This window comes from Vibrio sp. OY15, assembly GCF_000742455.1.
GTDB classification, from domain to species: Bacteria; Pseudomonadota; Gammaproteobacteria; order Enterobacterales; family Vibrionaceae; genus Vibrio; species Vibrio alginolyticus.
This window is the reverse complement of sequence record NZ_JPIL01000032.1, coordinates 75726-88407: the sequence shown is the minus strand read 5'-3', so window position 1 is coordinate 88407 and position 12682 is coordinate 75726. Positions and strand designations below refer to the sequence as shown.

General features: G+C 44.7%; 9 protein-coding genes and 13 tRNA genes. 5 read left to right on the top strand and 17 right to left on the bottom strand.

All coding sequences use genetic code 11. The features are described from left to right. The first annotated feature begins 53 nt into the window (after nucleotides 1–53). Both IJ23_RS23280 and IJ23_RS23275 read left to right on the top strand, forming a co-directional pair. Nucleotides 54–130: transfer RNA gene (locus IJ23_RS23280), tRNA-Asp, on the top strand. A gap of 497 nt (nucleotides 131–627) precedes the next feature. After that, complete coding sequence (locus IJ23_RS23275; RefSeq protein ID WP_081107536.1) at nucleotides 628–2064, top strand: NAD-dependent succinate-semialdehyde dehydrogenase; 1437 nt, start codon at nucleotides 628–630, stop codon at nucleotides 2062–2064. Between the two features lie 248 nt (nucleotides 2065–2312). Here IJ23_RS23275 and IJ23_RS23270 read toward each other — a convergent pair. The 16 genes from IJ23_RS23270 to mutY all read right to left on the bottom strand — a co-directional run bounded on the left by IJ23_RS23270 (nucleotide 2313) and on the right by mutY (nucleotide 8414). Then, a tRNA-Asn gene (locus tag IJ23_RS23270) sits at nucleotides 2313–2388 on the bottom strand. 15 nt (nucleotides 2389–2403) lie between these two features. Further along, nucleotides 2404–2479 (bottom strand) — tRNA-Thr (locus tag IJ23_RS23265). A 39-nt stretch (nucleotides 2480–2518) separates the two neighbouring features. After that, nucleotides 2519–2594 (bottom strand) — tRNA-Asn (locus IJ23_RS23260). A 23-nt stretch (nucleotides 2595–2617) separates the two neighbouring features. Beyond that, nucleotides 2618–2693, bottom strand: a tRNA-Thr gene (locus IJ23_RS23255). A gap of 52 nt (nucleotides 2694–2745) precedes the next feature. Beyond that, a tRNA-Phe gene (locus IJ23_RS23250) sits at nucleotides 2746–2821 on the bottom strand. 233 nt (nucleotides 2822–3054) lie between these two features. After that, nucleotides 3055–4680: a methyl-accepting chemotaxis protein gene (locus IJ23_RS23245; RefSeq protein ID WP_033907459.1), complete on the bottom strand. Its 1626-nt coding sequence runs from the start codon at nucleotides 4678–4680 to the stop codon at nucleotides 3055–3057. Nucleotides 4681–4955: 275 nt separating this feature from the next. Continuing rightward, nucleotides 4956–5031, bottom strand: a tRNA-Asn gene (locus IJ23_RS23240). Between the two features lie 45 nt (nucleotides 5032–5076). Then, a tRNA-Phe gene (locus IJ23_RS23235) sits at nucleotides 5077–5152 on the bottom strand. 7 nt (nucleotides 5153–5159) lie between these two features. Beyond that, nucleotides 5160–5235 (bottom strand) — tRNA-Thr (locus IJ23_RS23230). A 71-nt stretch (nucleotides 5236–5306) separates the two neighbouring features. Beyond that, nucleotides 5307–5382: transfer RNA gene (locus IJ23_RS23225), tRNA-Asn, on the bottom strand. 45 nt (nucleotides 5383–5427) lie between these two features. Next, nucleotides 5428–5503 (bottom strand) — tRNA-Phe (locus tag IJ23_RS23220). Nucleotides 5504–5510: 7 nt separating this feature from the next. Continuing rightward, nucleotides 5511–5586: transfer RNA gene (locus tag IJ23_RS23215), tRNA-Thr, on the bottom strand. Nucleotides 5587–5652: 66 nt separating this feature from the next. Continuing rightward, nucleotides 5653–5728: transfer RNA gene (locus IJ23_RS23210), tRNA-Phe, on the bottom strand. Between the two features lie 100 nt (nucleotides 5729–5828). Further along, entirely contained in the window at nucleotides 5829–6968 is a 1140-nt protein-coding gene (gene mltC, locus IJ23_RS23205) for a membrane-bound lytic murein transglycosylase MltC (RefSeq protein WP_005381001.1), read from the bottom strand. 77 nt (nucleotides 6969–7045) lie between these two features. Further along, nucleotides 7046–7318: an oxidative damage protection protein gene (locus tag IJ23_RS23200; protein ID WP_005381002.1), complete on the bottom strand. Its 273-nt coding sequence runs from the start codon at nucleotides 7316–7318 to the stop codon at nucleotides 7046–7048. Nucleotides 7319–7337: 19 nt separating this feature from the next. Beyond that, on the bottom strand, nucleotides 7338–8414 hold the full coding sequence (gene mutY / locus IJ23_RS23195; RefSeq protein ID WP_017635575.1) for an A/G-specific adenine glycosylase: 1077 nt from the start codon (nucleotides 8412–8414) through the stop codon (nucleotides 7338–7340). A gap of 203 nt (nucleotides 8415–8617) precedes the next feature. Between mutY and trmB the strand changes: the two genes are divergently transcribed. The 3 genes from trmB (at nucleotide 8618) to glsB (ending at nucleotide 11402) form a co-directional block, all read left to right on the top strand. After that, nucleotides 8618–9337, top strand: a complete 720-nt coding sequence (trmB, locus tag IJ23_RS23190; RefSeq protein ID WP_005384506.1) for a tRNA (guanosine(46)-N7)-methyltransferase TrmB — start codon at nucleotides 8618–8620, stop codon at nucleotides 9335–9337. A gap of 17 nt (nucleotides 9338–9354) precedes the next feature. Beyond that, nucleotides 9355–10383: a TRM11 family SAM-dependent methyltransferase gene (locus IJ23_RS23185; protein WP_017821892.1), complete on the top strand. Its 1029-nt coding sequence runs from the start codon at nucleotides 9355–9357 to the stop codon at nucleotides 10381–10383. A gap of 98 nt (nucleotides 10384–10481) precedes the next feature. Beyond that, on the top strand, nucleotides 10482–11402 hold the full coding sequence (gene glsB, locus IJ23_RS23180; protein WP_005381007.1) for a glutaminase B: 921 nt from the start codon (nucleotides 10482–10484) through the stop codon (nucleotides 11400–11402). An 89-nt stretch (nucleotides 11403–11491) separates the two neighbouring features. Here the strand turns inward: glsB and hemW are convergent, their stop codons facing one another. After that, nucleotides 11492–12670 carry a radical SAM family heme chaperone HemW gene (gene hemW / locus IJ23_RS23175; RefSeq protein WP_017821891.1) on the bottom strand — a complete coding sequence of 393 codons (1179 nt, stop codon included), beginning with the start codon at nucleotides 12668–12670 and terminating at the stop codon, nucleotides 11492–11494. Between the last annotated feature and the right edge of the window lie 12 nt (nucleotides 12671–12682).

The window sequence follows — 12682 nt, the reverse complement described above, 5'->3', positions numbered from 1 at the left end:
AAAAGTGAAGACAAAAGCGGACGCTTGCTTATTAAAGCGAGTGATACCACTGCGGAGTGGTAGTTCAGTTGGTTAGAATACCGGCCTGTCACGCCGGGGGTCGCGGGTTCGAGTCCCGTCCACTCCGCCACTTATATTAAGCCCCAGTCGAAAGACTGGGGCTTTTTCGTTTGGTCGTGTCCCCTAGAAATGCATTTACACATTGAAGGCGAGACAATACGACTTTCTTTACCCTTTTGGCACATGAGTTTCTCAGGAAGATGAGCCTGCTGCCTGCACTTCCAATTACTCCGAGTTTGTATCCTGTCCTCGTTGAAAGATTGGTCATTTGAACAATGAGTCTTTATAACACTCGCCCTCAACCGTAATAGAATAAATAGTCTTCCTCACTGCGCGTTTTGTTAGCGTCTCTCTTAAACAATAATTTTCTACATCTTATTTCTCAAACATTCATTGCTTCCATGTTTAGAGCGGGACCGTCGTTGCGTGGATTACGCAATTTCCCGAAATATAGTGAGGAAGAGAGCTAAGTCTTCCGAAAATTAATGCCTTTTAGAAAACTTTGTTTTCTTTGCTGAACTTGCTAGTAGCGATTAACCTAAGAGGAGTTCTTGAGGAGTATGTTTGATGATGCAACAAATAAAAAATGAAACGCTGAAATCTGTATTTAAGCAATGGTCTTCCGAAGAGGGAATTGTGGTCATCAACCCTGCAACTGAGCAAGAGTTAATTCGGTTAAAGCCTAGTACTCTTGATGAGTTAGATGATCTCATTGGTCAGTGCAAAACGGAGCAAGTCCGTTGGGCTAAATTAAGTGCCAAAGAGCGCTCTCGTCGTTTGAGGGGGTGGTATCAACTACTTCTTGATAATGCAGAAGACATAGCCACGATTATTACCTTAGAGCAGGGTAAACCTTTAGCTGAGAGCAAAGGGGAAGTGATGTATGGTGCCTCTTTTGTCGAGTGGTTCTCAGAAGAAGCAAAACGTGCTTATGGCGAAGTTATTCCTGCCCCCACGACAGATAGACGTCTATCTGCAATTCGCCAGCCTGTGGGAGTATGCGCTGCAATTACACCTTGGAACTTCCCTATTGCGATGATTACAAGAAAAGCAGCACCAGCCCTAGCGGCAGGTTGTGGCATGTTGATCAAGCCATCAGAGCTTACCCCTCTCACTGCAATTGCTGTTGTTGAATTAGCTTATCAGGCTGGTATCCCTAAAGAACTGCTTTCTGTCGTGGTGTCGGAGCAGGCTGCTGAGTTTGGTCAAGTACTAAGTACTGATCCTAGGATTCAGAAGATCTCTTTTACGGGGTCTACGCGCGTTGGGAAAATTTTGATGAAGCAAGCCAGTGATTCAGTCAAGGCGGTGTCGATGGAGTTGGGTGGTAATGCGCCTTTCATCGTGTTTGAAGATGCAGACTTAGATGAGGCTGCGGAAGGGCTTGTCGCGTCGAAGTTCCGTAATGCGGGGCAAACATGTGTTTGTACCAATCGGCTATATGTTCATAAAAATGTAAAACAAGCTTTTATTGATAAAGTATTGTCGAAGTTAAGCAAATTAAAGCTTGGAAATGGTTTAGAGAAAGGTGTCACATTAGGTCCTGTTATTACGATGGCCTCTAAGCATCGACTAGAGGCGGCGATCGATCAAGCTGTACAAGAAGGAGCCTCTATTGCTAACTCTCCACAGAGACGGCCTGGTCGCTTTATGGAGCCCGTTCTTTTGGATAGTGTGACGCAGAATATGTCGATTGTTCAGCAAGAGCTATTCGGGCCTGTGTTGCCTATTGTTACCTTTGAAAATGATTATCAAGTTCTCGAAATGGCGAACGATACAGAATATGGTTTGGCTTGCTATTTCTATACGAATAGCTTGAAGCGTATTGTGACTTTTAGTGAAGGTTTAGAGTACGGCATGGTTGGAGTTAATGAAGGGATCATCTCTACTGAAGTGGCTCCATTTGGTGGAGTTAAAGAGTCGGGTGTTGGACGGGAAGGTGCTAAGCAAGGACTCGATGAATATCTGGAGACAAAGTATATTTGTCTTGGTGGTTTAAGCTGATTTCAGAGATGGCCGATTGAATTAAAAAGCTAGGTTTTTACCTAGCTTTTTTTTAGTTGAAAGGCATACCATTTGCCACGCGCGTTTGTGGTTAATATTTTCTGGTTACTTAGTGAGTCGATAGTTAGCTTGCGGTAAGCGGTTTTTAATAATCAAAGCGCTTATGTTATTTCGTTATGGGGTAGGAGAGAGCTTAGCTTTAAACTAATACAAAAAAGCCGCATCAAGTGATGCGGATTCTTCTAATATGGCTCCTCCTGCTGGGCTCGAACCAGCGACCTGCGGATTAACAGTCCGTCGCTCTACCAACTGAGCTAAGGAGGAACAAATTTTAATAAGTGGTGCCGACTACCGGAATCGAACTGGTGACCTACTGATTACAAGTCAGTTGCTCTACCTACTGAGCTAAGTCGGCACAATGTCATTAATAAGTTATTAACTTAATAATGAAAATTGGCTCCTCCTGCTGGGCTCGAACCAGCGACCTGCGGATTAACAGTCCGTCGCTCTACCAACTGAGCTAAGGAGGAATTGTCTTTTTTAAGAGAATAAATGGTGCCGACTACCGGAATCGAACTGGTGACCTACTGATTACAAGTCAGTTGCTCTACCTACTGAGCTAAGTCGGCACATTTTATTCTTTAACATTGTTCGTGCTAAGCACCAACAATTAATAAATTGTGGTGCCCGGAGGCGGAATCGAACCACCGACACGAGGATTTTCAATCCTCTGCTCTACCGACTGAGCTATCCGGGCGACGAGGTGTATTAAAAGGCTTTTCGGCTTTCAGGTCAACAATAAAATTAAAATAAAATATCGTTTGATGAATTTGTGCTCGGAGTGGGCTGTTTTTATGCATTTTTAGCAGCAATGCGCCATGCTTTAAGCGATGTTTTAACATTGATAGTGTGTTCACTTGCAAAATAAAGGCGATAAAAACAAAAAAGCACGTCTGAAAACGTGCTTTTTATTGAACAATTGACTTTAAACTAGTGCTTTACTGAGAACTTGTTTACCCAACCTTCTAGCTCATTCGCTAGTGAAGCTAAACTTTGAGTACTTGATTGGCTCTCGGTTACGACAGAGTTGAGTTGGCCTCCGCTTTCCTCGATAAGGTTTATGCGTAGCGCAATATCATCGCTAACCTGCGTCTGCTCAGCGGCAGCAGTAGCGATCTGCTGGCTCATTGTGGTGATAGATTCTAACGCCGTTACAATTTGCTGTAGAGCTTCAGAGGCATTCTTAGACTCTGTAACAGTGCTTTCACTGGTTTCTGCACATATTTCCATTGTGTGAATGGCATTGCGAGAGCCTTCTTGCAGATTGGAGATCATATACTGAATCTCTTTTGTGCTGTCTTGTGTGCGTCCTGCTAGGTTGCGTACCTCATCAGCAACGACTGCGAAGCCTCGGCCTTGTTCTCCAGCACGTGCTGCTTCAATGGCTGCATTGAGTGCCAATAGGTTTGTTTGCTCTGCAATATCACCAATCACATCGAGCACTTTTACAATATTATTTACATCCTGATCTAGATCGGCGACCGCTTTACTCGCAGTATTTAATTGAGAAGCTAAACCTTGAATGTTTTCAACCGTGTTATGAATGAGTTTCTGAGTATGTTGGCTTTGTTTGTCAGCCTCGTCCGTATTGTTTGCGGTGTCGCTTGCTGAATTGGCAACATGGTTGGCTGAAGATGCCATTTCAGTCATCGCAGTGGCAATCATCGCCGTTGATTGCTGCTGAGATACGGTAAGATCGGCAATCGTATTTGATCGAGCTTCTACGGCAGATAACTCTGCGCGCAGTGCATGCATAGACTTCTCTAGGTTTGTCACCATGGTAGCTAGTGATTGACTCATATCTTGCACGGCACGATAGATACTTCCTCTCGGTGCCACAGTATCAAAACTGGTCTGAATGTCTCCTTGAGCGACAGCTTGAACTGCTTTACGCACGTCGTTAGGCTCTCCACCAAGTAGATGAAGCATTTTGCGAATCGAAATGATCAGGCCACTTAGAATACTTCCCGCGATAATCAGACACAGCACAAGCTGCCATTGTGCTGTCGACCAAAAACGTGCGTTAACTTCATTAAAGCCAATACCTGTACCGACAACCCAGCCCCAGTGTGGTGTTTTTTCTGCTATCGAGTGTTTTTCTTCAATGCTGCCATCAGCTTGTTTTTGGCTCCAGGTATATTCAATGATCTGACCTGTTTTGTGCCCCAATACATCTAGAATGAGTTGGCCTACGCTATTACCACTGTCATCTCTAAAGTCATGGAAGCTGGTTCCGTGTAGTTGAGGGTCTAGTGGTGCGGCGATGAACATCATATTTTCATCTGCGACATAAACGTATTCGTTGTCTTTGTAGATATTGTTACGAAGTAGGCGAGTGGCTAATGCTTTCGCTTCGTCTTCCGGCATTTTGCCTTCGATAGCCATCTTTTCTACTTCGGTAAGTATGCTGTACGCACTTTTAAATAGCTCAGTAACTCGAGCTTTGTTATCAAGGTTACTTGCGACGCGAAGTGTCCATAAGCCCGTTGCGGTCAGAGCTAGGAGAGCTAGCAATATGATCGCAGATAATAAATAGGCTTGAGTTTTTAGTTTCATATTTAGCTCACAAATAAAGTGTTATCACTATGCAAGGCATAGCTAAAAGAAGAAATGTAATAACTCGGGCATCTTAGTGAAGATAAATATGCTCGGATACTAATGCGTATTGAAATTACGATGAGGATTAAATTTTTAGCGTGAAATAAGTGTTTTTGAAGAAAGGATTTAATGTTCGCTGATGTTTAGAAATGAAGTGCAGATAAATGGGAAAGTGAGAAATGACGTATAAAGCAGATACAAAAAAGCCGCATCAAGTGATGCGGCTTTAAAAGTGGCTCCTCCTGCTGGGCTCGAACCAGCGACCTGCGGATTAACAGTCCGTCGCTCTACCAACTGAGCTAAGGAGGAATTATTCTTTTTTGTGTCTTGCTTATGAAGCAAGTGCACCAGATATGGTGCCTCGAGGCGGAATCGAACCACCGACACGAGGATTTTCAATCCTCTGCTCTACCGACTGAGCTATCGAGGCAAAAGAATGGTGCCGACTACCGGAATCGAACTGGTGACCTACTGATTACAAGTCAGTTGCTCTACCTACTGAGCTAAGTCGGCACACTGTATTCTTTCTAGAAGAGATTATCTCTTCAGTTTTTAAAATCTCACTTAAGTAAGATTCTAGAAATTGGCTCCTCCTGCTGGGCTCGAACCAGCGACCTGCGGATTAACAGTCCGTCGCTCTACCAACTGAGCTAAGGAGGAACTATTCTTTTTTGTGTCTTGCTTATGAAGCAAGTGCACCAAATATGGTGCCTCGAGGCGGAATCGAACCACCGACACGAGGATTTTCAATCCTCTGCTCTACCGACTGAGCTATCGAGGCAAAAGAATGGTGCCGACTACCGGAATCGAACTGGTGACCTACTGATTACAAGTCAGTTGCTCTACCTACTGAGCTAAGTCGGCACACTTTATTCTTTGTGCTTTTGTCCGTGTTATAACATTTCGTTAAGACACCAACAAATCAAATTGTGGTGCCCGGAGGCGGAATCGAACCACCGACACGAGGATTTTCAATCCTCTGCTCTACCGACTGAGCTATCCGGGCAACGGAGCGCTATTAAACGGATTTTCCCGCGTTGCGTCAACCACTTTTTTTAAATAATTTCAAAAAAGTGGTTGTTCGAACGCTTTTTATTCAACTGTCACTACAAAGTTTGCTTCGAGTTAAATTCCTTTTTGAAATTTGTAACTTTTTCTAGGTAGCGACGCGCTTCTGCGTTCGGGTGTTTCTTGGTTAACGCCCAATAAACTTGGTTGGGTTGCAATGAATTAAGATCTTGCATTGCGCGTTTGCGATCACTGCGATGAAATGTGTTTAAAACTCCTCCAGTACCGCCATTGTAAGCTGAAATCATGCTGTACTCGAGAGAGGTAGGGTGGCGGACTTCTCTTAAATAACGATTTTTTAAGATATAGAAATACGCAGTACCAGTATCTATGTTGTTTTCTGGATTAAACAAATATTCAGGGCTTGGTTGGCCCGAGCGCTTTTTCACGAGTTTGAACACATCTCGTCCCGCTGTTTTAGGTACAACTTGCATTAGGCCATATGCATTTGCCCAACTTACCGCGTATGGGTTGAAACTGCTCTCGGTTTTAATAATGGCGTATATCAAGTCTTCTGGAATGTCGTATTTCTTGGAAGCTCGACGCACGATATCGGCGTATTGGTAGCTGCGAGTTGAAAAGTGGTCTTCAACCATGGGAATTTCGACGTAATACGCTTTCTTGAAATCTACATTTTTGGTTTTTATTTTATTTGCGATGAGGTATTCCGCAAATCGGTTTGCCCGCCAAGACCATTGAATTGGCTTATTGTCTTGGTCGACAACTTGTTTATACAGGAATGGTTGCCCCTCTAACGTGATACCTTTAGAGGAGAATAAGTCGACGTGAGCGGGATCGTCTGGTGTTAATAAGGTGGTGACAATCGCGTCTTTTAGGTGTTTTTGGGGCTCGGTCGGTGATACGGTCTCTATCGTGATCACGCCTTTGCGAAAGTCGACCTCGGCGCGGCTAAGGTAGTTATCGATGTACTTAACGTAATTACTCTTGCCTGCGTACTTGATTTCTTTTTTACCCCAGCGCTTTTGAATATTGCCTGAAAAGCTATTGATTAAGGCATCTAGCGCCGCAGTATCTTTTTCAAATTGTCCTGGTAGCTCAGCTAAGTTATTGGCAAAACGGTTTGTTGGCTCGTAGTTGACGTCATAAATCTTTTCGACGAATTCACGGCTACAGCCTGCCATTAAAAGTGCGGCAGCAATAAAGACAATTTTTTTCATAAGTATCAGAGTTATTGAAGGTAATAGAAAAATGACACCACAAATGGTTGTGATGTCATTGTTTAACTCAAGCGACTTTATTCGCTCGGCGGTGTGTAACCTTCGATATGAACGTCTTTTCCTTCAAAGAGGAAATTTACCATTTCTGTTTCGATCAGTTTGCGGTGTTCTGGATCCATCATGTTGAGTTTCTTCTCGTTGATCAACATGGTTTGTTTGTGTTGCCACTGAGCCCACGCTTCTTTCGAGATGTTGTCGAAAATGCGTTTACCTAGTTCACCAGGGTAAAGTTGAAAGTCTAGACCTTCGCCTTCTTTCTTTAGTCGAGCACAAAATACAGTGCGGCTCATAATGACTCCTTGTATTCAATTAACGAAGTTCGTGGGGTAGCGTTTCCAGCAATAGTTTTACTGGCGCGGCTAAACCGACTTCTTCAGGTTTAGATAAGTTATACCAAAGACCTTTGTTGCCTTCCATTATCACGTCCGGTTGCTTTGATAAATCAATCAAAATTGGCGTGATATCTAGGTGGTAATGGCTGAATGTATGACGAAAGGTAATCAGTGTTTGCTTCTGTTTGATATTGCTGGCTTGAATGCCGCGTTGATCCAGTAGCAATTCAATGTCGCTTTCTGCATCCACATGTTCGGTTTGTGGGAAGCAGAATAAGCCACCCCAAATGCCTGTTTGTGGTCTTTGCTCCAACCACACCTCATGACCATTTTCGGTGTTGTGGTGAAGCATCACGAAACGAGTTTGCTTGATTGGTTTATCTTTCTTCGGTTTTTTGCCCGGGTAGTCGAGCACATTACCTTGTTGTTTTGCCACACACAGGTCAGCAACAGGGCAGAGGCTACATTTGGGTTTGCTGCGAGTGCAGACCATTGCGCCCATGTCCATCATTGCCTGGTTATACTTATCTACATCCGTTTGTGGGGTATGCGTTTCGGCAATTTCCCACAGCTGGTTTTCAACCTTTTTTTGTCCTGGCCATCCTGCAACTGCGAAACAGCGGGATAGGGTGCGCTTCACGTTACCATCAAGAATCGCGTGTGGTTGTTTATACACAGACGATAAAATGGCGGCAGCAGTAGAGCGACCAATCCCCGGTAGGGCGTTCATTTTCTCTATATCAAGAGGAAACTCACCATTGTATGTAGAGGCGACCTCTTGTGCTGCTTTGTGAAGGTTACGGGCTCGGGCGTAATACCCTAAGCCAGTCCAAAGGTGTAGGACTTCATCTTGCTCAGCATTGGCAAGATCGATCACGGTTGGAAAGCGCTCCAAAAAACGTTGGTAATACGGAATAACCGTAGTGACCTGAGTTTGCTGAAGCATAATTTCAGACAACCAGACACTGTATGCGGTCTTATTTTGTTGCCACGGAAGATCTTTTCTTCCATATGCGTCATACCATTCTAGGATGGCACTGGCGAAAGGTGTCACGACTTGCTCTGTATTCTATTATTGGTTAGGTGCAAAATTGCACCACATAATGGGCAAGAAGTACAACGGATAAACAGTAGGGATATAAAGAGGTGTGTCGTTGCTTTTGGGTTGCCATAGACCAAGAGCTCAACAAATACTTGCACCTAAGTAAATTCTTTGGATAATCCCCGCTTTGATTAATCAATGTGCAGGCAAAATCAATGAGTGAAGTAACCACTAACGAATACAACGAAGACGGAAAGCTGATCCGCAAAATCCGCAGCTTTGTACGCCGTGAAGGGCGTTTGACTAAAGGTCAAGAGAGCGCGATGAATGAATGCTGGCCTACGATGGGTATTGACTTCAAAGCTGAACTTCTCGATTGGAAAGAGGTGTTTGGCAACGATAACCCAGTAGTGCTTGAGATCGGTTTTGGTATGGGTGCTTCATTGGTTGAAATGGCAAAGAACGCGCCAGAGAAAAACTTCATCGGTATCGAAGTTCATAGCCCGGGCGTTGGTGCTTGTCTTGCGGATGCTCGCGAAGCAGGAATTACTAACCTGCGTGTAATGTGTCACGATGCGGTAGAAGTATTCGAACACATGATCCCAAATGGCAGCTTATCGACACTGCAATTGTTCTTCCCAGACCCTTGGCATAAGAAGCGTCACCACAAGCGTCGTATTGTTCAATTAGGTTTTGCGGAAATGGTGCGTGAGAAGCTTATCCCTAATGAAGGTATTTTCCACATGGCGACCGACTGGGAAAACTACGCAGAGCACATGATTGAAGTGATGAACCAAGCGCCAGGTTTCGAAAACATTGCTAAAGATGGTGATTTCGTTCCTCGTCCAGACGATCGCCCGCTAACGAAGTTTGAAGCTCGTGGTCACCGTCTTGGTCACGGTGTTTGGGATATCAAATATAAGCGTATTGCGTAACCAGAGGAGTTCATGGGATGTACCATTACGCGATATTAGCGAATCCGGGTCATAACCGAATTTACTTTGATAGCGCAATGACCATTGCCTGTTCTGAGCTAAAAGCAATTTTAGCTTCACAAGGCGTGGATGTGACAGAAATTGGTAGTAAAGACGTTGGCTTACCTGCTGCGTTGGTGTTTTCTTGTCAGGAAGCGCTAACCGATGAGCAGGCGCGAAGAATCGCAGCCTCTTCGATTTACTATGCGCTATTTGAAGTGCGCGAAGATGGTTTACTTCGACCAGTTCAAGCGCCCGTATTTAACACTTTCCCGGAAAGTATGAGCCAGATTTTGCGCTACACCGGGAAAACAAACGAACAGTTTACCCGTTTGATGGTGAATATCGGCATTAGTGCGTCCAATACGGGAAGTGAACAACTGACCTTAATGGATCCAATGTGTGGTAAAGGTACAACCTTATTTGAAGGCTTGATCCACGGTTTGAACGTGGTAGGGGTTGAGATCAACGCCAAGTGGGTGCAAGAGATCCAGACCTTTATTGTTAAGTTCATGAAGAATGGCCGCTTTAAGCACAAAGTGAGCAAAGAAAAGCGCACTGCGGGTGGCAAGAAAGTGGCGGATGGTTTCGTGGTTGAAGCTGCAGTAAATAAAGAAGATTACAACCAAGGCAATCTTCAGTTTATGAAGCTGTATTCGGCTGATACTCGTATCGCTGATCAAGTCGTGAAAAAGAACTCAGTTGATGTGATGGTGTCTGATCTGCCTTATGGCGTGCAACACGGCAGCAAAAATGCTAAGGACAGCAAACTGAACCGCAGTCCACTAGAGCTTTTAAACGAGGCTCTGCCTGCATGGAAAGTGGTATTGAAAAAGCAAGGTTCAGTGGTGTTGTCTTTCAATGAATTCACATTGAAATGGAAAGATGTCGCGGCATTATTTGAAGAGCAAGGTTGGAAGGTACTTTCAGAAGAGCCTTACATCGGTTATCTTCACCGTGTTGATCAATCTATCAACCGCAATATTATTGTGGCAGTAAAACCATAATCGACTTGAGTCGAACGAACCCTATGGAAAAGCCAACGACACGTTGGCTTTTTTTACCTCTGAGCTCAACGAGTTCTCTTGTAAATAGAAGGTAGAGAATGAAACCGACAGTGGAAATTTTGACAGATATTTTGGCGGAAGTACGCCCTTTAATCGGCCAAGGTAAAGTGGCTGATTATATTCCTGCTCTGGCAAAAGTACCCAGCAACAAGTTAGGTATTGCGGTATACACCAACGAAGGTGAGGTTATTAAGGCGGGTGATGCCGATGAACCTTTCTCTATCCAATCTATTTCAAAAGCATTGAGCTTGACGTTAGCGATGTGCTTGTACAAGCAAGAAGAAATTTGGTCTCGAGTGGGAAAAGAGCCTTCGGGGCAGGCATTTAATTCGCTAATCCAGCTAGAAATGGAGCAAGGTATTCCTCGTAATCCATTTATAAATGCTGGAGCGATAGTAGTGGCGGATTTGTTACAAACTCGCTTATCTGCGCCTCGTCAGCGCCTGTTGGAGTTTGTGCGTCAGCTTTCTGGTGATACCCATATTGTGTATGACAAAGTCGTTGCGGCATCCGAAATGATGCATGGTGATCGTAATGCGGCGATTGCATATCTCATGCGTTCGTTTGGCAACTTCGAAAATGAAGTGATTCCAGTACTACAAAACTACTTCCACGCTTGTGCGCTGAAGATGAGTTGCGTCGATTTGGCTAAAACGTTTAGCTATTTAGCAAACAAGGGCACATCGGTACAAACGGGTAAGCCTGTAGTTTCTCCTGTGCAAACCAAACAACTTAATGCACTGTTAGCAACGTGTGGCTTGTATGATGGCGCGGGCGAGTTTGCTTATCGCGTTGGAATGCCTGGTAAGTCTGGTGTTGGTGGTGGCATTATCGCGGTAGTACCTGGTGAAATGACCATTTCAGTATGGTCTCCAGAGCTTGATCCTTCAGGTAACTCGCTTGCGGGTACTAAGGCGCTTGAGCTGCTCTCAGAGCGAATTGGCCGTTCAATTTTCTAATGTGGAAATGTGTCAACCTTATTTAGGACGGCACAGTTTCTAAATAAAAAGCCTCTCAATTGAGAGGCTTTTTTTGTTTTGGGGTTGCGTTAGTCTTCGCTTTCTTCGGCCATAAAGGCTTCGAGCAAATCATTAAGGAAGAGCTTCCCTTTTTCAGTAATTTGCCAGTGGGTAGGCGTTTCATTCAGGTAGCCCATTTCTATCGCCCAGTCGATGGTTTCTTGAATCGTACTGAGCGGTAAGCTCGTGGTGTCCACATAATCTTGCTTCGGACAGGCTTCGATTAAGCGGAATCGGTTCATAAAGAACTCGAATGGACGATCTTCATCCGCGACGACATGTTCTGTATGCAGATAAGGTTTGACCATATTTTGATAAGCCGCTAAATAGCCTCGCGGGTGTTTTACCTTTGTCGTTCGAATAATACGTCCGTCGGTAAAACTGAGTTTGCCATGAGAGCCACAACCGATACCAAGGTAATCACCAAAGCGCCAGTAGTTGAGGTTGTGCTGACACTGATAGCCCGGCTTGCTGTAACCGGAGATTTCATATTGCACATAACCCGCGGCTGCAAGTTTTTGGTGTCCGAGCTCGAAAATATCCCACAAGTCATCATCGTCAGGTAGCGTTGGTGGCTTGTAGTAGAACATGGTGTTTGGTTCGATGGTCAGCTGATACCAAGACAAGTGCGGCGGTGCCAACTCAATCGCTTTGTCCAAATCTGCCAAGGCTTGTTCGATGCTTTGATCAGGTAAGCCGTGCATGAGATCGAGGTTAAAACTGTTCAAACCGATTTGGTGCGCCAGCTTAGCAGCATTGACGGCTTCGTCTTGGCCGTGAATGCGCCCCAAACGCTCAAGCTTTTGTTGCTCAAAGCTTTGCACGCCGATAGAGATACGCGTTACACCAGCTTTGCGGTAGCCAACAAAACGCTCTGTTTCGATGGTGCCTGGATTCGCTTCCATGGTGATTTCGATTTCAGGCTTGAACGGAATACGCGCTTCAATGCCCTTAAGTAGACGCTCGATGCCTTCTGCCGAAATCAAACTCGGCGTACCACCACCAATGAAGATTGAATGCAGTGGACGTGGCGCTTCGTTAAGTCGGTATTTCTCAATGTCGGTATCCAAATCTTCTAAAAGGGCACTGATGTACTCTTCTTCTGGAATCTCGGTTTTGAGCGCGTGAGAGTTAAAGTCGCAATACGGGCACTTTTGCACACACCACGGGATGTGTACATACAAGCTGAGTGCTGGGGGCGTTAACATGGTCTAATTCGC